The sequence below is a fragment of the Streptomyces sp. NBC_00178 genome (assembly GCF_036206005.1).
Taxonomy (GTDB): Bacteria; Actinomycetota; Actinomycetes; order Streptomycetales; family Streptomycetaceae; genus Streptomyces.
In genome coordinates this window covers 5,825,162-5,845,052 of the sequence record NZ_CP108143.1, presented here as the reverse complement: position 1 = coordinate 5,845,052, position 19,891 = coordinate 5,825,162, and the positions used below count along the sequence as shown (strand labels likewise).

Annotated in this window: 12 protein-coding genes and 1 pseudogene; 7 read left to right on the top strand and 6 right to left on the bottom strand. The window is 68.2% G+C overall.

Going from position 1 to position 19,891, the window contains the following annotated elements; translation table 11 throughout:
* Positions 1-3: 3 nt before the first annotated feature.
* From OHT61_RS25515 to ngcE, 4 genes are all read right to left on the bottom strand, one after another.
* Entirely contained in the window at positions 4-2,262 is a 2,259-nt protein-coding gene (locus OHT61_RS25515) for a glycoside hydrolase domain-containing protein (RefSeq protein ID WP_329041422.1), read from the bottom strand.
* A gap of 501 nt (positions 2,263-2,763) precedes the next feature.
* A complete protein-coding gene (locus OHT61_RS25510) occupies positions 2,764-3,681 on the bottom strand; it encodes a carbohydrate ABC transporter permease (protein ID WP_329041421.1) in 918 nt (305 codons plus the stop codon).
* Positions 3,682-3,778: 97 nt separating this feature from the next.
* Complete coding sequence (locus tag OHT61_RS25505) at positions 3,779-4,702, bottom strand: carbohydrate ABC transporter permease (RefSeq protein ID WP_329041419.1); 924 nt, start codon at positions 4,700-4,702, stop codon at positions 3,779-3,781.
* Between the two features lie 50 nt (positions 4,703-4,752).
* Entirely contained in the window at positions 4,753-6,201 is a 1,449-nt protein-coding gene (ngcE, locus tag OHT61_RS25500) for an N-acetylglucosamine/diacetylchitobiose ABC transporter substrate-binding protein (protein ID WP_329041418.1), read from the bottom strand.
* A gap of 495 nt (positions 6,202-6,696) precedes the next feature.
* Here ngcE and OHT61_RS25495 point away from each other — a divergent pair, with 495 nt between their 5' ends.
* From OHT61_RS25495 to OHT61_RS25480, 4 genes are all read left to right on the top strand, one after another.
* Positions 6,697-10,545, top strand: a complete 3,849-nt coding sequence (locus OHT61_RS25495; RefSeq protein WP_329041417.1) for a GH92 family glycosyl hydrolase — start codon at positions 6,697-6,699, stop codon at positions 10,543-10,545.
* Positions 10,546-10,887: 342 nt separating this feature from the next.
* Positions 10,888-11,643 carry a hypothetical protein gene (locus OHT61_RS25490; protein ID WP_329041416.1) on the top strand — a complete coding sequence of 252 codons (756 nt, stop codon included), beginning with the start codon at positions 10,888-10,890 and terminating at the stop codon, positions 11,641-11,643.
* Positions 11,644-11,695: 52 nt separating this feature from the next.
* Complete coding sequence (locus OHT61_RS25485) at positions 11,696-12,346, top strand: class F sortase (protein WP_329041415.1); 651 nt, start codon at positions 11,696-11,698, stop codon at positions 12,344-12,346.
* Between the two features lie 242 nt (positions 12,347-12,588).
* A complete protein-coding gene (locus OHT61_RS25480; RefSeq protein ID WP_329041414.1) occupies positions 12,589-13,302 on the top strand; it encodes a VOC family protein in 714 nt (237 codons plus the stop codon).
* A 68-nt stretch (positions 13,303-13,370) separates the two neighbouring features.
* On the opposite strand, the gene OHT61_RS25475 is transcribed toward OHT61_RS25480, so the two are convergent.
* A complete protein-coding gene (locus OHT61_RS25475; RefSeq protein ID WP_329041412.1) occupies positions 13,371-13,997 on the bottom strand; it encodes a histidine phosphatase family protein in 627 nt (208 codons plus the stop codon).
* On the opposite strand from OHT61_RS25475, the pseudogene OHT61_RS25470 reads away from it, so the two are divergent.
* Positions 13,996-14,661: pseudogene (locus OHT61_RS25470) on the top strand (Scr1 family TA system antitoxin-like transcriptional regulator); the annotation flags it as partial. The gene OHT61_RS25475 and the pseudogene OHT61_RS25470 sit on opposite strands and share 2 nt — an antisense overlap.
* Before the next feature lie 84 nt (positions 14,662-14,745).
* Here OHT61_RS25470 and yicI read toward each other — a convergent pair.
* Entirely contained in the window at positions 14,746-16,974 is a 2,229-nt protein-coding gene (gene yicI, locus OHT61_RS25465) for an alpha-xylosidase (protein ID WP_329041410.1), read from the bottom strand.
* Between the two features lie 331 nt (positions 16,975-17,305).
* Here yicI and xylA point away from each other — a divergent pair, with 331 nt between their 5' ends.
* Together xylA and OHT61_RS25455 are read left to right on the top strand one after the other, a co-directional pair.
* Complete coding sequence (gene xylA, locus OHT61_RS25460) at positions 17,306-18,475, top strand: xylose isomerase (RefSeq protein ID WP_329041409.1); 1,170 nt, start codon at positions 17,306-17,308, stop codon at positions 18,473-18,475.
* A 142-nt stretch (positions 18,476-18,617) separates the two neighbouring features.
* Positions 18,618-19,880, top strand: coding sequence for an ABC transporter substrate-binding protein (locus tag OHT61_RS25455; protein ID WP_329041408.1), 1,263 nt, complete (start codon positions 18,618-18,620; stop codon positions 19,878-19,880).
* The last annotated feature ends 11 nt before the right edge of the window (positions 19,881-19,891 follow it).

Here is a 19,891-nt window from a genome sequence, read left to right as displayed (position 1 = left end):
ACGTCAGGCTCCCCGGACAGCGCTGTTGTACTTCTCGAAGATCGCGTAGAGGGGCATCCGCAGGGTCGCGTCGCTGAACGCGGGCTCCACCGGGCCCTGGTAGCGGCGGAGCACCTCGTAGATCTCGGTCTGCGTGTAGTCGAGGGCGGGGCGGCGCTGCGGTATCTCCTCCGCGTCACCCTGCTTGCCGTCGGCGCCCCAGATGTGGATGTGGGCGACGGTCCGGACGTTGTAGGCGTTGTCCTCCAGGAGCTTGATCCACATCTTGTACCGGTCCGAGTCCGGGCTCGGGCGGACGTCCGCGGGGTCGAGGATCGTTCCGTCCGCGAGGCCCGCGTTGATGGAGTTGTTCCACGCGAGGATCCCGATGCGGCCCTGGATCTGGCCGACGCCGGTGCTGCTGTCCTGAACCTTGGAGACACCGGGGAGGTTCTGGGCCCAGTCGGGGACGGTGCCGGTGTAGTAGAACCCGACGCCGCCGTCCTTGATGAGGTCCTCCTGCCCGTAGTGGCAGAACTCCCAGAAGGCGGTGGTCTGGATGAGGGCCTTGCGCATCCGGTAGCGGCGGGCGGTGGAGGTGATGACGTCGTCGAGCGACATGATCGTCTCCAGGCACTGCCTGCGGGTGTAGATGTTGTTCGACTGCTCGCCTCTGCCGATGGACTTCATGTATTCGGTGGCCTCGTCGGCGAGTGCCTCCCAGTAGGAGAGGTCGAAGCCGATGTCGAGCTTCTGGGCCGGGGGCGCGTCGAAGTCGCCCTGTCCCGTGTCCCGCCCGGAGGCGATGTTGTTGTCGATCTCTATGTGACCGTCGCCGGACCCGATCGACTTCGTGACGATCTGGTCGAACGCCCAGTTCTCCGGCATCGCGTAGCCGAGGTTGCCGGAGAAGCCGGAGGACATGTTGGAGACGAAGCTGGTTCCCGCGTAGCCGGCGTCGGAGATGCGGGAACACGCGTTGCGCGGGCCGTAGACACCGATCTTGTACGGGTTGCCCATCCGGCTCATCTGGTCCGCCACGCTCTTGAAGTACGGGAGGATGTGCGAGGTGACCTCGTCGTCGACCGCGTCGTAGTCGACCGCGAAGTAGATCCGGCTGCCGGGCTTGAACCCGTGTTCCTCGGCCTTGTACGCGGCGTTCGCGCAGTCCGTGACGCCCTGCTGCGGGCTGTAGTAGTCCACCGACCGGGCCCACGTCTGGTAGATGGGGTAGCAGCGCAGCCCGTACTCCTTGATCGTGGCGAGTTCGCCGGGCTGGATCTCCTTCTCGGGCAGGTCGGTCGTGGACGGGTTGTAGAGGTAGCGGCCGATGTACTTGTAGCCGGCGCTCTTCAACGCCTGCGCACGGGCCGGGGTGATCTTCGTGACGCCGTCGCAGGCCTCGCCCTGCCGCGTCTGGTCGCCGTAGGAGACCAGGAGTGAGGACCAGGTGCGGAAGTCGGCCGTGCCGTTGTCGGCGAGGTGCATGAACGACTGGAAGGTGCTGACGGCGGAGGCCAGCGAGGAGGTGAACGAGGACGAGAAGGCCACGGGGCGCTTGTTGAGCACCATGCCGGCGGTGAAGAGCTGGACCCACACGCCGGAGCTGCCGGTGGACAGCGTGTGGCTCTTGAGACCCGTCTGCGTGCCCGGGCCGAAGACCCCGTTCGCCGTGCCGTCGGCCATGCCGAGCTCGTACTGGATGGCGTACAGCATCGACTTCGCGACGTCACGGGAGTGGTGGCCGTCGCACGGGATGATGTAGAAGTCCTTGCGCAGGACGTAACGCCCGTTCAGCCACTGCTGGATGGAGCGGATGGTGTCGGACCCGGAGTTGACCGTGACGTAGGCGTCCATGTTGAACAGGCCCTTGACGGTCTTGGGCCAGAGGGCGCCGCCCGGGTAGGTGACGTCCACGCCCATGTTCTGGTGCAGCTTCGCCACGGCGGCCTGGACACGGGAGTTGTACGTGCCGTCGATGTCACCGCCGTCGTACCCCTTGCAGTACAGGGCGGACTGGAGGATCCGGCAGAAGTTCGCGGAGGGGACCGTGCTCGCGTCCAGCTTGCCGTACTTCGACGCGATCGCGGCGAGGGTGCCGTCGCCGAAGTTGTTGGAGAGCGACCCGATGCCCATCTCGTACTGCAGGGCCCGGGTCAGGGCGTACATCACAGTCCAGCTGGTCCGGCCGTTCTCGTCGAGCTTCGACATGCCGAGGGTCGCGCCGTTGCCGTACGTGGTGTTGATGAATCTCTGGGCGCGAAGCACCATCTCGTCAGCCATGAACTCCCCTTTCACGGGACCGGAGGAAGACGTCCGGGAGCGCTGCAAGGAGAGAGTTCTTGTTTCGGCGCATGCCGGTCTACGCGCGTCGGCCACGCGACGGATGATGGATCCGCCGCCCGCCGCCCACGCGGTGCCCCCCTTGGCCCCCGTACCAACAGCCGCTCAGTAAGCGCTTGTTGAAGTCACCGAAGTGACCCGGCGTCCACCTTCATCCACACCCGACGGCGGATCAAGTCCCCTTCGAGCGGGTGCGGTACGTATGCCTGGTACGGACCAGATCTTGTGACGCTCCCGCACCCGGACCGGTGCCGAACCAGTACGCGAACCATGTTTGAAGTTCCGGAATGCGGGACTGGAGCCCTCCGTCTCCCCGGAATCCGGAACGGGCGGCGCCTCGGCACCCGTCCCCCTGCCCACGAACACGCAGGAAGGCCCCGCCCCTCACGGGGCGCGGCCTTCCTGTGTGCGTGAGCGGCGGGAGATCGTCCCGTCGTGGTCCTACTTGAGCGCCCCCGCCGTCAGACCGGCGACGACCTGCCGCTGGAAGACGATGTAGGCCAGGAGCACGGGCAGCATCGCCATCACCAGACCGGCGAAGAGACCGGACCAGTCGCCCTTGTACCCCTGACTGGTGGCCAGCTCGACCAGGCCCTGGGAGAGGACCTTGCCGTCCGGGTCGGTGTTCAGCACCGTCGGCAGCATGTACTGGTTCCACTGGCCGAGGAAGTTGAAGATGCCGACGCTGATCAGGCCGGGCTTGGCCATCGGCAGCATCACCTGGAAGAAGGTGCGGCTGTGCGAGGCCCCGTCGAGCATGGCCGCTTCCGCGATCGACGTCGGCAGGGTCCGGAAGAACGAGGTGAGGAAGAAGACCGTGAACGGGAGCGAGTAGGCGATGTAGACCAGGATCAGTCCGTGCACCGAGTTCAGCAGCCCCATGTTGTTCATGACGAAGAACAGCGGGACCAGCGCCAGGATGATCGGGAAGCTCATCCCTCCGATGAAGAGGAAGTAGATGAACCGGTTCCCCGGGAAGTCGAACCGCGCCAGCACGTACGCCGCCATCGAGCCGAGCAGCAGCGTGCCGATGAGCGAACCGCCCACCACCATGATGGTGTTGAGGAAGTAGTCGCTCATGTGCGCCTGGTTCCAGGCGCGCGACCAGTTCTCGAAGTGGAGCTTGTCCGGCAGCGACCAGGGCGTCGACAGGATCGAGTCGTCCGTCTTGAAGGACGCCATCACCGCCCAGAGCAGCGGCATGACGACGAGCACCGCCCAGATGATGAGCACTCCGTGCGAGAAGACGTTGAGGACCTTGCCCTCGCTGCTCTTCGCCGTCTCACCTGCGGGAGCGCCGGTCTTCGTCACCGGCGAGCGCTGGGCCGGGACGGCGGGAGGGGTCTCAGTGACCTTCATGCGTGCTCACCTCGTACAACTGTCGAGCCGGCCACCGGGACCGAACTGTTCTGCCTGCCGCCGGTCGTCCGGTCGCCGTGCCGTGAGGGGCCCGGCATCAGAACTCCAGCCGCTCGCGCCGGCCCAGTCGCATCACGATGCCCGCGAAGAGCATGGTGACGATGAGCAGACCGACGCCGATCGTGGTCGCGTAACCGGCCTGGGCGTCCCGGAAGGCCGTCTGGTAGACGTACAGCGGCAGGACGGTGGTGGAGTAGTCCGGGCCTCCCGGGCCGACCGTCATGACCTGGACGGCGGTGAAGGCCTCGACGCCGAGCGCCAGGATGCCCATGTAGACCCAGCCCGACTGCACGGTGTCCCAGAGCAGCGGGAGCGTGATCTTGAAGAACGTCGTGATGCGGCTGGCGCCGTCGAGCAGCGCCGCCTCGTAGAAGTCCTTCGGGATGGACGCCATGCCGGCGGAGAAGAGGACGACGAAGAATCCGACCGTCGACCAGATGAGGACGACCATCACGCAGTAGAGCGCGAGGTCGGGGTCGCCGAGCCAGTCCGGCTGGAGGCTCTTGAGACCGACGGCCTTGAGTGCCTCGTTCAGCATTCCGGACGACGGGTTGAACGCGAACTGGAACAGCAGGGCCACGATCACGATCGACAGGACCTGGGGGAAGAAGTACGCGATCTTGTAGAAGGAGGAGCCGCGCACCCCGGCGACCGCGGCGCTTTTGCGCCGACGGCCGCCGACATTGAGCATGAAGGCGAAGAAGAGCGCGAGGCCCAGCGTCACCAGCGGCAGCAGCAGGGCGAGCAGCACACTGTGCTGCAGGGACTTCCAGAAGATGTCGTCGTCGAGCATCCGACTGTAGTTGTCGAAGCCGACCATCCGGAAGTCCGGGCTGAGTCCGGTCCAGTCCGTGAACGAGTAGTAGATGGACTGGGCGAAGGGCCAGATGACGAAGATGGCGTACAACGCCAGCGGGACCACGAGGAATCCCGCGATGAACCGGTACTTGCCGTGCTGCATCGTTTACCGACCCCGATCTCTGAGCGGGTGCCGCCGCTGGTGACGGTTGCTCACTGGTGCTTGTAGTGCTTGATGGACTGGTCCTTGGCCGCCGCGTCCGCGAAGGCCTGGATCTTCTTGATGGTCTCCGCCGGGGTCGCGCGGCCGGCCATCATCTCGCCGATGCCGGCGATGCCGATCTGCTCCTTCTGGAGCTTCACGTACCAGTCCTGCAGACGCGGGTTCACCACGTTGTCGCCGGCCGTCTTGAGGACGTCGACGCCGGACTGCATGGCGGTGGAGAGCGTCAGCCCGTCGGTGCCGCCGTTGAAGGCGCTGAGGGACTTCACCGACTTGGTGAAGTTCTTCGAGGAGTCCTCGCTGAGCATGATGCGCAGCTGCTCCATCGCGCCCTCGGGGTTCTTCGCCTTGGCCGGGACGACGAAGGGCTCGCCGCCGGACGCCCAGATGGTGCCGAAGGGCAGCTTGTCGGACGAGTCGAGGCTGGACGGCGCGCCGACCATCATCTTGAAGTCGTCCGGCGTGGTCGGGGCGGCCTCGTTCTCCACCCACGAGCCGTTCGGGATGAAGAGCGCCTTGCCCTTGGTCCACTCGGTCTGCGACTGGATGTGGGTCAGGCCGGGCGTGCCCTTGAGGATGTAGCCCTTCTTGTAGAGCTCGTAGTACGCCTCGAACGCGGCCTTGACGGCCGGGTCCTTCCAGGCGTTCGGCTCGAGGTTGTCGATCTTGTCGAGGACCTCGCGGCCGCCGATCTTGCCGATGAAGGGGTACAGCGAGAAGGGCAGGTAGTACGGGTACTTGCCGGGGTAGGTCCAGCCGGCGATGCCCTTCTTCTTCGCCTTCTCGCAGAGCGCGAGCATGTCGTCCCAGTTCTCCGGGTACGTCGCGTCGAGCTTCTCGAGGTTGGTCTGGGAGTACCAGACGCCGTAGACCGTGTACGCGTAGTACATGATCCAGACGGGGTCGCCGTCGAACTGGCCCATCTCCAGGACACCGGGGCGCAGCGTGTCGCGGACCTTCTTGGCCGGGTCGTCGTAGGACGGGGCGTCCATGAGCGGCGTGAGGTCGAGCAGCTGCTTCTTGCCGACCAGGACGCCCATGTCCATCTGCTCGGCACCCGAGTTGTCGATGAGGTCCGGCGGGGTGCCGCCGTTGAAGCGCGGCTGCAGCGTCGACTGGATCTTCTCGGTCGCGGCGTGCTTGACCTTCGGCGCCTTGGGGAAGGCCTCGTTGTACTTCTTCTCGGCGTCGATGGCGTACTGCTCACCGAACCCGCCGTTGAAGATGACGACCTCGAGAGCGGCGGTCTCGTTGACACCGAGCGGGTTCTTCGCGCTCTTGGTGCCCTTTTCGGCCTTCTCGTCACTTCCGCCGTCGCTGCTCGCGCAGGCCGACAGGAAGCTCATCGTCGGAACAGCGATCAGGCCGAGTGCGGCAGAACGCTTGATCAGATCGCGACGGCCAAGGCCCTCATTCGTGCGGCCTGAGGTGGATCCCATGCTCAAGTCCTCGCCTTCTACAGGACTCAGGCGGTGTACCGGTCACCCATGGTGAATTCGCCTCAGGCGAAGGGTCCCGCCACCGCGGTCGGTTGCGCTGGGGTCGTGCACATTTCGTCATACCGGATGCAGTGGAGGAGTTCCGGGAACCGTATAGCAGGCCGCTTCTCGCGACCCCGCGGACGTGCGCCCTCCCCCGCGTCCGCGCGCCGTTGTGAAGCGGCTGTGCAGACGCCGACAGGTATAGTCCACTTGCCGCCAACTGAGCAAGATCGAATGCATGGTTGAGCGGCAGTCTTTCCCGAGTTGAGACCTCGCGGACGCCTCGGCACCGCGCGCCCTCGCACGGATGCACCGTTTCTCGCAATACGGTCGAATCACCAGGGCGACCCCGTGCAACACCCTTGACACATGCGGTCACTTGGCTCCCTACTGGAACACGTATTGCATGATGACAACGTTGTCCAAGCATGTCCCCGGGAGGAATGGCTCCGTATGCAGCCCCTACGTGGTCCCCAGCAAGGCTCGCGCCACAGACAAAGCACCTCGGCCGCGGTCCTCGCGGCCTCTCTCGTGCTGGCTCTCGCAGCGCCCACGACGGCCTTCGCGCAGTCGTCCGCCGCCGCCCATAAACCGTCCCGCGAAACGACGTTCAGTTCCTCCTTCGAATCCGACGAGAAGCAGCCGGACTGGCGCAACACGGTCGAAGAAGGCCGGGACGGAAAAAAGCGGGCATCGGGTGTCGACGGTGGATTCACCGCCGGAATACCGGGCAATGTCACCGACCGGGTCACGGATCTGCGGGCGAGCGGCGAGAACGCCGGTTCCGGTGAGGTCAAGGAGAACCTGGTCGACGTGGAACCGGGCAGCAAATGGCTGGCCTTCGCGTCGACCGGCTGGGTCGAGTTCGACCTCTCCGAGCCCACCAAGGTCGTCACCTACGCCCTGACCTCGGCCAACGACCACGCCGAGCGGGACCCGAAGGACTGGACGCTGAAGGGCTCCGCCGACGGCAAGGCCTGGACGGACCTGGACTCGCGCACCGGTGAGGCGTTCTCCGAGCGCCACCAGACCAAGTCGTACGACTTCGAGACGGACACCGCCTACCAGCACTTCCGTCTGGAGTTCACCAAGAACAACGGCGCCTCGGACGCGATCCAGCTCTCCGACGTCCAGTTCTCCGACGGGGACACGACGACGCCCGCCCCCGCCGAGATGCGCAGCCAGGCCGACCGCGGTCCGTCGGGCTCCCCCACCGCCAAGCAGGGCGCCGGCTTCACAGGGAAGAAGGCGCTGCGCTACGCGGGTACGCACAAGCCGGACGGCCGGGCGTACTCGTACAACAAGGTGTTCGACGTCGACACGGCGGTCACCAAGGACACGCAGCTGTCCTACCTGGTCTATCCGCAGATGACCGAGACGGACCTCGACTACCCCGCCACGCACGTGGCCGTGGACCTCGCGTTCACCGACGGCACGTACCTCAGCGACCTGAAGGCCACCGACTCCCACGGCGGGCTGCTCACCCCGCAGGGCCAGGCCGACGCCAAGCGGCTGTACGTCAACCAGTGGAACAAGGTCGCCTCGCGCATCGGCACGGTGGCCGCCGGCAAGACGGTCGACCGGATCCTGGTGGCGTACGACTCCCCCAAGGGCCCGTCGAAGTTCCAGGGCTGGATCGACGACATCTCGCTCGCCCCGAAGGCCCCGGAGAAGCGCAAGGCGCACCTCTCGGACTACGCCTCGACGGTGCGCGGCACCAACTCCAGCGGTGGCTTCTCGCGCGGCAACAACTTCCCCGCGACCGCGGTCCCGCACGGCTTCAACTTCTGGACGCCGGTCACCAACGCGGGCACCACGAGCTGGCTCTACGACTACTCGCGCGGCAACAACGCGGACAACCTGCCCACCCTGCAGGCCTTCAGCGCCAGCCACGAGCCGAGCCCCTGGATGGGCGACCGCCAGACCTTCCAGCTGATGCCGGCGGTGGCCGCCGGTACCCCCGACGCCTCCCGCACGGCCCGCGCGCTGCCGTTCCGCCACGAGAACGAGACCGCGACGCCGCACTACTACGGCGTGACGTTCGAGAACGGCCTCAAGGCCGAGATGACGCCCACCGACCACGCGGCGCGCATGCAGTTCACCTATCCCGGTGACGACGCGAGCCTCGTCTTCGACAACATCTCCAACGACGGCGGCCTCACCCTCGACCCGGAGACCGGTTCCTTCACCGGCTACTCCGACGTGAAGAGCGGCGGCTCCACCGGGGCGACCCGGCTGTTCGTATACGGTTCCTTCGACGCGCCGGTCACCGACAGCGGCAAGCTGAAGGGCGGCGGCGGTGACGACGTCACCGGCTTCTTCCGCTTCGACGCGGGCAAGGACCACAAGGTCGGTCTGCGCCTGGCCACCTCGCTGATCAGCGTCGACCAGGCGAAGAAGAACCTCGCCATGGAGCTTCCGGAGAAGACCTCCTTCGACAAGGTGCGCAAGAACGCGCAGAAGGCCTGGGACAAGATCCTCGGCAAGGTCGAGGTCGAGGGTGCGAACGCCGACCAGCTGACCACCCTCTACTCCAGCCTGTACCGGCTCTTCCTCTACCCGAACTCGGGCTTCGAGCAGGTCGACGGGGTCTCCACCTACGCGAGCCCGTTCTCGCCGCAGACCGGGTCCGACACCCCCACCCACACCGGCGCGAAGATCGTCAAGGGTGAGGTGTACGTCAACAACGGCTTCTGGGACACCTACCGGACGACGTGGCCGGCGTACTCCTTCCTGTCGCCGAAGCAGGCCGGCAAGATGGTCGACGGCTTCGTCCAGCAGTACAAGGACGGCGGCTGGATCTCCCGCTGGTCCTCCCCGGGTTACTCCGACCTGATGACCGGGACCAGCTCGGACGTGGCCTTCGCCGACGCCTACGTCAAGGGTGTCGACTTCGACGCCGAGGCGGCGTACGACGCGGCGGTCAAGAACGCCACGGTGACCCCGCCCTCCTCGGGCGTCGGCCGCAAGGGCATGGAGACGTCGGTCTTCACCGGATACGCCAACACCTCGACGCACGAGGGCCTCTCCTGGTCGCTGGAGGGCTACCTCAACGACTACGGCATCGCGCAGATGGGCCAGGCGCTCTACAAGAAGACGAAGAAGGAGCGCTACAAGGAGGAGTCCGAGTACTTCCTCAACCGCGCCCGGAACTACGTCAAGCTCTTCGACGACAAGGCCGGCTTCTTCCAGGGCAGGAAGGCGAACGGCGACTGGCGCCTGCCCTCCGACCAGTACGACCCCCGTGTCTGGGGCTACGACTACACGGAGACCAACGGCTGGGGCTACGCCTTCACCGCTCCGCAGGACAGCAAGGGCCTGGCCAACCTCTACGGCGGCCGTGACGGTCTCGCCAAGAAGCTGGACACGTACTTCTCCACCCCGGAGACCGCCGGACCCGAGTTCGTCGGCTCCTACGGCGGTGTCATCCACGAGATGACCGAGGCACGCGACGTCCGCATGGGCCAGTACGGCCACAGCAACCAGGTCGCGCACCACGCCACGTACATGTACGACGCCGCCTCGCAGCCCTGGAAGACCCAGGAGAAGGTCCGCGAGGTCCTCGGCCGGCTGTACACCGGCAGCGAGATCGGCCAGGGCTACCACGGCGACGAGGACAACGGCGAGCAGTCGGCCTGGTTCCTCTTCTCCTCGCTCGGCTTCTACCCGCTGGTCATGGGCAGTGGCGAGTACGCGATCGGCTCTCCGCTCTTCACGAAGACGACCGTGCACCTGGAGAACGGCCGCGACCTCGTCGTCAAGGCGCCGAAGAACAGCTCGACGAACATCTACGTCCAGGGCCTGAAGGTCAACGGCAAGAAGTGGACCTCCACCTCGCTGCCGCACGACCTGCTCGCCAAGGGCGGTGTGCTGGACTTCGACATGGGCTCCAAGCCGTCGGCGTGGGGCACGGGCAAGGACGCGGCCCCGGTCTCCATCACCAAGGACGACAAGGTGCCCGCGCCCAGGGGTGACGTGCTCAAGGGCGACGGCGCTCTGTACGACAACTCCTCCGGCACCTCGGCCACGGTCGAGACGGCGGACCTGCCGGTCGCCACGGGCACGAACGCCGTCCAGTACACCCTGACCTCGGCCACCGCGGCGAAGGCCCCCACGGGCTGGGTGCTGCAGGGCTCGACGGACGGGAAGTCCTGGAAGGACCTCGACAAGCGGTCCGGCCAGACGTTCGCCTGGGACAAGCAGACCCGGGTGTTCTCGGTGCACGCGCCGGGGACGTACACGCAGTACCGGCTGGTCGCCGACAGTGCCGCGACGCTGGCGGAGATCGAGCTGATCTCCTGACCGTCTGAACCGCTCGACCACATGCACGCGGCCGGGGGCGGCCACCCGCACGCAGGGTGGCCGCCCCCGGTCGTACGCGTGCTCCGCACGTCACCGCGGACACGTTCGGCGGCACGGCACGGCGTGCTCTGCCGCCCGCCGGGCGCGCGGTTCCCCGCCGGTCCGGCCCGGATGCCCGGTTCCACGCCCGGATCCGGCCGCCGCACCCCGCACCCTTTGGGCTAGTCAGGGTATTTTTCATCGCTTTCACGGTGTCCCGACACCCTCTGCCGAAGATCCGTGTCATCCCTTAGGCGATCAGGTGATCAGTACGACAATCATCTCGGCTCGAAGGGGTCCAGCATGCGTATTTCCGCTTCCGCCCGCTCCCGCACCGCCCGCACGGGCATCAAGGTCGCTGCCGCCGTAGCGGTGGCGGGTGTCGCCACCCTGGCCGGTGCTCCCGCCGCGTTCGCCGTCGGCGAGAGCGGCGACATCGACATCCGCTCGGTCAGCTGGCACTCCCGTGGTGACCGCGACGGCGTCGAGGTCTGCAAGTTCGCGCTCGTGGCCAACAACTTCGACGCACTGCCGTTCGTCACCTGGACGATCACCGAGCAGCCCCCCACCGTCCCCCCGGGCGACACGCTCACCGCGTCGCTGCCGCTCATCGACGGCAAGGCCCGCAGCCAGGAATACCTCCTGCCCGAGGGCACGTACAAGCTGACGTGGCTGGTGGCCGGCGCGCCGCTGAAGCAGAAGAGCTTCGAGGTCGACTGCTCCCGGCCTGAGCGGGAGAACGGTCAGGGCGCTCAGGGTGGTCAGGGCGCTCAGGGTGGTCAGGGCGGAAGCCGCACGGAGGGCGGCGAGGGCCGGGGTTCGTCCGAGGCCGGCGCCCAGGCCGACAAGAGCAGCGACAAGAGCGCCGCGGAGATCTACGACAAGCCGTCCGGCGCGGTTCCCGCGGGCGGCGGCGGCGTCCCGGACATGACGAGCGTCAGCTCCGAGAGCGACTCGGGCATCGGGACCTCGGCGGCGCTCGTGGCCGGAGCCGCCGGTGTCGCGGGGCTGATCATGGTCCGTCGATCCGCCCGGCGTCGTGCCCGCAACGAGGCATAACACGCGGGGCCGACGGCGACGACGGGGTCCGAGTCGCGCATGCCGGCTCACGATGACCCTGAGTGTGACCTTCTCGCTGGTGACCGGCGTCGTGTGGGCGTGTTCCGACTCGCCCGAGGACGCCTCGTCGGTCACCGCCGCCCGCGGCAGCGACGCCGCGGGCGGCGGGGCGCCGCCTTTCCGGAGGGCACCGCACAAACCTCAGGAGAAGGTGCCCGCCTCGCACGCCCCACTGGTGCACTCGCGTCCACTGAAGGTCGCCATCCCCGCCATCTTCATCGAGGCGCCGGTCACCGGCCTGGCGCTGGACGCGAAGGGCCGGCTCGGCGCACCGCCCCTGAGCAGACCCAAACTGGTGGGGTGGTTCCGGAAGGGACCGTCACCCGGGGAGTCGGGGACGGCACTGCTCGTCGGCCACCGCGACACGGCGACGGGGCCCGCCATCTTCCTCAACCTCAACGTCCTGCGCCGCGGCGACACGGTGAAGGTCACCCGGGCGGACCGGCGGACCGCGGTCTTCACCGTCGACAAGGTGAAGACGTACACGAAGGACAAGTTCCCGGACGAGCAGGTGTACGGGCCGACCGGCCGTCCGGAGCTCAGACTTCTGACCTGCGGCGGACGCTTCGACAAGAAGAGCGGCTACTCGGCCAACGTCGTCGTCTTCGCCCATCTCACCTCACTCACGAAGAAGGCGGCCTGAACGACGGCGCACCGCACGGAACCGGCCGGCACCTCGGGGGCGAGGTGCCGGCCGTCCGCGCGTCAGGGCGTCCCGTGCGGGTCTGCGAGTCGTTTCGGGGTCGGGCGGATCGTCTGCGGGCCGGCGGATCGTCTGCGGGCCGACGGGTCGCCTGCCGGCCGGCGGGTCGTCTGCGGGTCGAACGGAAAGTTCCTGTCCGCTCACCCTGTCGCCACACTAATCAAGTTTGATTAGATGGATCCATGAGTGAAACGTGCGTGCCGATCCTGCCGTGTCCGGCCATCCAGCCCGTGCTCGACTTCTACACCGCCCTCGGCTTCGAGGTGACGTTCCGGCAGAAGAGCCCGAACCCGTTCGCGGCGGTCGAACGCGGCGGTATCCGGCTCCAGTTCTTCGGGATGAAGCGATTCGACCCGGCGGGCTCGTACAGCACCTGCTACGTCCTGACGGACGACGTCGACGGGCTGTACGCGTCGTTCAGGGCAGGACTCAAGGAGGCGTACGGAAGGGTGCCGTCGAGCGGGATCCCCCGCATCGGGGCACTCAAGGACACGACGTACGGCGTACGGCAGTTCCTCATGACCGACCCGGGCGGCAACTGCGTGCGCGTGGGACAGCGGATCGCCGAGGACCTGCATCACAGTCGCGCGCCCCGGGAGACGTTCGCCCGGGCCCTGCACCACGCGTCGCTGATGGCCGACTCCAAGGAGGACCCCGCCACCGCGGCGAAGATCATCGATCGCGTGCTGGACCCGGCCGCGGGGACACCGGCCCCCGCACAGCTGCTCCAGCTCCTGACGCTGCGCGCCGACGTCGCCGTCCGCCTGGGTGACGAGGAGGGCGCCGTGCCCCTGCTCCGCCGCGCGGGCGCGGTTCCGCTCACCGACGCGGAACGCGCCTCCGTGAGCGACGCGCTGGCCCGTCTGGAGACACTGCGGGCCGACCTGGTGCCGTGAGCCACCGGGCAGGGTGACGCGCGGGCCGCCGGCGCCCGCGCACGCTGCGGGTCAGCCGTGGCTCCGCGTCAGTCGATCGCCTTGAACAGCCGCTCGGGCAGCGACATGTTCAGGGACTTGATGACCGGCTTGTTGTGCTCCGTGCCCAGGCGGGAGACGGCTCCCGTGGCGAGCTGGAAGAGCTCGCCGCCGGTGACGGGCAGGTTCAGATAGCGGGCCGTGAGGACGCGGAGGAAGTGGGAGTGGGCGACGAGCACGATGTCGTCGTCCCCGATCCGGGACCGTGCCGCGCGGACTTCCGCGAGGACCCGGTCCGCGCGGGCCCCGACCTCGTCCGGCGACTCGCCCGGGTGGCCCTCGACGGAGCCGAGCGCGACTCCGTCCGTCCAGAGGTCCCAGTCCGGGCGGGTGCGCCGGATCTCGACCGTGGTGACGCCCTCGTAGGCGCCGTACTCCCACTCGTGCAGGTCGGGCATCTCCCTGAGGGACGTGAGCCCCGCCAGCTCGGCGGTGCGGCGGGCCCGAAGGTACGGGCTGACCAGGGTGAGCCCGATCTGCCGCTCCTCCAGCAGGGGAACGAGTGCCCGGGCCTGGCGCTCGCCGAGCTCCGTCAGGGGCAGGTCGGTGTAGCTCGTGTGCTGCCCGGACCGGGACCACTCGGTCTCGCCGTGCCGGATCAGGATCAGCTCGCCCATGACTACTTCTTCCGCTCTGTACGCCGTGCTCGTGGTTCGTGTGGTGCCGCTGGTGCCAACCCGCCGGGACACGATCGCATTCCTCCCGGCCCCGCCCGGGGCGACTCGCCCCGAGAGGGTGGCACGCATTCGTATCCCGCCCCTGGCCGGGCGCCCGCCCACTGCGTTCCGGGTCGTCCCGCACGCCAGGGAACTCGACCCCTGCACCGACGCTCGGGTTTTCTACGGCTCCGAGCTGCGACGACTGCGCGAGGCTGCCTCGATGTCGCAGGGGCAGCTCGGCGAGCGGGTGTTCTGCTCGGGCTCGTACATCGGGATGTTCGAGGCGGCGGAGCGCCGGCCGCAGCTGGACGTGTCCAGGGTGTTCGACGAGCTGCTGGGCAGTGGCGAGCACCTGCAGCGGCTGTGCGGACTCACCCGGACGTCACAGGTCGCCGGATATGTCGCGGACGCGGCGGAGCTGGAGAAGCGGGCGACGTCCCTCTGCGCATACGCGCCGATGCTGGTGCCGGGCCCCTGGCAGACCGAGGCTCGTGCCCGCGCCCTGACCCGTGCGTCACAGCCCGTCGCCGCCGTCGGCGTCCCCGGGCTCGTGCCCGTGCGGGACACCGAGGACCCGGGCGGACCCGTGCTCGCGTTCGCCCCGGAGGGCTGGACGCCGTTCGTGCGCGCCGTGGCCGGCGGCGCGCTCCGGCTCCCCAGCGGGCAGGCCGGAGATGCCGGCCCCGGTCGGGGCCGGCTCCCGTGGTCAGCCGACGAGGGTGACCTTGTACGGCCGGTCCGTGTCCGTGGTGACGCTGACCTCGCCGTCCTTGAGGACGACCTCGTACGTCGCGGCCACCGCGCCCGTGAGGTCGGGGACCGTCACCGTGCGCGTGAAGTCACCGGTGCCCTCGGGTGCGTGGACACGGAGTTCGAGGCCGTCGAGCCAGTCCCCGTCCGGGCGGGACTCGTCGGCGCCGAGGGCGAGCACGGCGCCCTGCCGGACGAGCAGGGGGAGGCTGTCGAAGCCGTGGGTCTCCTGCCGCCAGGCGGGTCCCGTGACGGTCTCACCGGTGAGGAAGCGGGTCCAGGTGCCCTCGGGGACGTAGTACTCGACCGTCCCGTCCTGCGAGAAGACCGGCGCGACCAGCAGGTCGGGGCCGAGCAGGTACTGCCGGTCGGCCACACGCGCGGTCGGGTCGTCGGGGAACTCCAGCAGCAGGGGCCGCATGGTCGGGACGCCCGTGCGGTGGGTCTCGACCGCCGCGCCGTAGAGGTACGGCATCAGACGGTGCTTCAGCCGGGTGAACTGCCGCGCCACGTCGACCGCTTCGTCACCGAACTCCCACGGCACGCGGTACGACGACGAACCGTGCAGCCGGCTGTGCGAGGAGAGCAGGCCGAAGGCGAGCCAGCGCTTGAAGACGGCCGGGTCGGGGGTGCCTTCGAAGCCTCCGATGTCGTGGCTCCAGAAGCCGAAGCCGGACAGGGACAGCGAGAGGCCGCCGCGCAGGGACTCGGCCATCGCCTCGAAGGAGGACCAGCAGTCGCCGCCCCAGTGGACCGGGAACTGCTGGCCGCCCGCGGCGGCGGAACGGGCGAAGAGCACGGCCTCGCCCTGGCCCCGCTCCTCCTCCAGGAGCTCGAAGACCGCCTTGTTGTAGAGGTGCGTGTAGTAGTTGTGCATGCGCTCCTGGTCGGAGCCGTCGTGCCACACCACGTCGGTGGGGATGCGCTCGCCGAAGTCGGTCTTGAAGCCGTCCACGCCCTGGTCCAGGAGCGTCCTGAGCTTGGCCTGGAACCAGGCGGTGGCCGCGGGGTTGGTGAAGTCGACCAGGGCCATGCCGGCCTGCCACTTGTCCCACTGCCAGACGTCGCCCTCGGGGGTGAGCACGAAGTACCCCTCACGGACGCCCTCCTCGTACAGGGCGCTCTTCTGCCCGATGTACGGGTTGATCCAGACGCAGATCTTCAGGCCCTTGTCCTTGAGGCGCGCGAGCATGCCCTCGGGGTCCGGGAAGACGGCCGGGTCCCACTCGAAGTCGCACCACTGGTACTCGCGCATCCAGAAGCAGTCGAAGTGGAACACGCTGAGCGGGATGCCCCGTTCGGCCATCCCGTCGACGAAGGAGGTGACCGTCGCCTCGTCGTAGGAGGTGGTGAAGGAGGTGGTCAGCCAGAGGCCGAACGACCACGCCGGGGGCAGTGCGGGGCGCCCGGAGAGCGCGGTGTAGCGCGCCAGGACGTCCTTGGGGGTGGGGCCGGCGATGACGAAGTACTCCAGCGTCTGGTCCTCGACGCTGAACTGCACCTGGCCCACGGCCTCGGAGCCGACCTCGAAGGAGACCTTGCCGGGGTGGTTGACGAAGACGCCGTAACCGCGGGAGGAGAGGTAGAACGGGATGTTCTTGTAGGCCTGTTCACTGCTGGTGCCGCCGTCGGCCTGCCACATGTCGACGACCTGGCCGTTCTTCACGTACGGCGTGAAGCGCTCGCCGAGGCCGTGGACCGTCTCACCGACACCCAGGGCGAGTTGGGCGACCATGTGGTGCCCGCCGCCGTCGACCGTGGCGAAGGCGCTGCCCTTGCGCCCGGCCGAGGTCAGGACACGGCCGGCCTCGTCGAGGAACTCCATGCCGAAGGTGCCCTCGGTGGGCAGGCGCAGGGTCAGCGGGCCGCTGGTCAGCTCGGCGGTGGCGCCGTCCGTGCGGGTGGTGGCGGCCGACCCGGCGGCGGCTCCGGGCATCTCGAAGTCCGGGCCCTTGCGGCGCTTGCCCGCGTGGTGGGTCAGGCGTACGGCGATGACACCCTCGGCCGGGGCGTGGGCCTCCACGGTGATCAGCGGGGCGTTCAGGGTGTCGCCCCTCCGCTCGACCCGCTTCACCGCGGCGTAGGCGGCGAGGCGGTCGGCGTCGAGACGGACGTCGCGGACTTCGGTGGCGTACGAGGCGTGCACACCGCTGCGCAACTGCCAGAAGCCGTCGGTGAACTTCATGGGGGTGGTCCTTAGCCGGTCGGAAGGTGCGGGACTGCGGGGGAGGCGGGGGTGCCTGCGGCAAGCGCGGCTGCGGGCCTCTCGATTTTGATCGTACACAAAACAAATGCACCCGCCAGGGGCGATGGGCATGGGAATCGGCCGGAATGCCCGAGTGGCCGCCCGGCGGCAGGTCAGCCCCGGATCTGCCATGTTGGCGCCACGTGACCGATACGTCACGGAAATGGTCTAGAAACCGTCGACAGGATGACGTATTAGTACTGCAAGCAAACAAATTGATCGGGGCGGCGCCTGCCGTCGCTCCGGCATGACGTCGACAAGAGGCTGTGCAATGTCGGACCGCTTCACTCCCACTCCTGCGGACAGGTTCACCTTCGGGCTCTGGACCGTGGGCTGGCGGGGCAACGACCCGTTCGGTGAGCCGACCCGTCCCGCGCTGGACCCGGTCGAGTCGGTGGAGCGGCTGGCCGAGCTCGGCGCGCACGGGGTCACCTTCCACGACGACGACCTGATCCCGTTCGGGTCGGACGAGAGTGAGCGGGCCCGGCTGATCGGCCGGTTCAAGGACGCCCTGGACCGCACCGGCCTCAAGGTCCCCATGGCCACGACGAACCTGTTCACCCACCCCGTGTTCAAGGACGGCGGGTTCACCTCCAACGACCGCGAGGTCCGCCGCTTCGCGCTGCGCAAGGTCATCCGCAACATCGACCTCGCCGTCGAGCTCGGCGCCACCACCTACGTCGCCTGGGGCGGCCGCGAAGGCGCCGAGTCCGGCGCCGCCAAGGACATCCGTATCGCCCTGGACCGGATGAAGGAAGCCTTCGACCTCCTGGGCGAGTACGTCACCGAGCAGGGCTACGACCTGCGCTTCGCCATCGAGCCCAAGCCCAACGAGCCCCGCGGCGACATCCTCCTGCCCACCATCGGCCACGCCCTCGCCTTCATCGAGCGCCTGGAGCGCCCCGAACTGGTCGGCGTGAACCCCGAGACCGGCCACGAGCAGATGGCCGGACTCAACTTCCCCCACGGCATCGCCCAGGCCCTGTGGGCCGGCAAACTCTTCCACATCGACCTCAACGGACAGTCCGGCATCAAGTACGACCAGGACTTCCGCTTCGGCGCCGGCGACCTGCGCCAGGCCTTCTGGCTCGTCGACCTCCTGGAAACCGCAGGCTACGAAGGGCCCCGGCACTTCGACTTCAAGCCCGTACGCACCGACGGCATCGACGGCGTCTGGGAATCCGCGAAGAACTGCATGCGCAACTACCTCATCCTCAAGGAACGCGCCGCAGGCTTCCGCGCCGACCCCGCCGTCCAGGAAGCCCTCACCGCCTCCCGCCTCACCGAACTCGCCCGCCCCACCGCCGACGACGGCCTCAAAGCCCTCCTCGCCGACCGCACCGCCTACGAGGACTTCGACGCCACCACCGTCGCCGAACGCACCATGGCCTTCGAAGCCCTCGACCAACTCGCCATGGAACACCTCCTCGGCCTCCGCTGACATCCGGTGTCCGGCGGCCGCGCCGCCGGACACCTCCCACTCCCCCGCCGCGACACCGCCGGATCCGCGCGGGGGCTTGACGAGCATCCCGTGGGAGCGTTCCCATGGGTCCCGGCCCCCCTCTCACCGCAAGGGCACCACCGTGACAGAACCTTCCCCGGACGGGCGGTCCGGACGCCGCAGCCGCCGCACCAGGCGGATCGTCGTCCCCCTCACCGTCGTCTCCGCCATCGTCGCCGGCCCCGTCCTGTCGGGATGCGGCCAGCAGCGGGACGAGGACGTCTACACCGTCATGAACTCGTCGACCGACGAGTCGTACCACCGCTGGGACGGCGACACCCTCGAACGCTGCGGCAAGCAGCTCGGTATCACCATCGAGCAGCAGAGCGTGCCCGCCGCCCAGTTGATGACGAAGGCGCTTCGCATGGCGTCCTCGAAGTCGCTGCCGGACGTGCTGCAGCTGGACGCCTCCGAGATGCCGACGTTCGCCGAGGCCGGCGGGCTGATCCCGCTCAAGGACGTCGGGCTGACCACGACCGACATACCCGAGGGAATCGTCAACTTCGGTTCGTACGGCGGGACGTACTACGGGGCCGCGCGCACCGTGAACACCCTGGCGCTGTTCTACAACAAGGACACCCTCGCCAAGGCGGGCCTGCCGGTGCCCACGACCTGGGCCGAGATGCAGTCGACCGCCAAGAAGCTGACGCAGGGCAAGCGCTACGGCGTGGCGCTCAGCGCCGGCGGTGCGGAGGACGGCGTCTTCCAGTTCACCCCGTTCATGTGGTCCAACGGCGGCGACGAGACGAAGCTCGACAGCCCCGAGGTCGCCGGCGCGCTCGACTACTGGAAGGGCCTGCTGAAGGACGGCTCGCTCTCCAAGTCGACGGTCAACTGGACCCAGGCGGACGTGAACGACCAGTTCATGGCCGGCAACGCGGCCATGATGATCAACGGCCCCTGGCAGGTCGAGACCCTGAACGCCAAGAAGGGGCTCAACTGGGGCATCGCCGGAATCCCCGTCCCCGAAGCGGGCGACGACTCCGTGGGCCCGCTCGGCGGTGGCGTGCTGACCGTGCCGAACACCGGCGACAGCACGCGCGAGAAGACCGCCGCCAAGATCATCGGCTGCATGGCGGGCGAACAGGAGCAGATCACCTACGCCCTGAACAGCTGGATGGTCCCGGCCAACACCAAGGCGGCGGCGGTCTGGCGCACGAAGGCCCCCGAGCTGGCCGCCCTGGCCGGACAGGTCTCCACGGCACGGTCCCGCACGGCGAAGGTCGGTGCGCAGTGGTCGTCCGTCTCGCTCGCCCTGCAGAGCGCCTTCCAGTCCGCCCTCACCGGCGAGTCCAGCGAGGCCGCTCTGAAGCGTGCCCAGCAGCAGGTCACGAGCGGGAACTGAGGTAACGAACC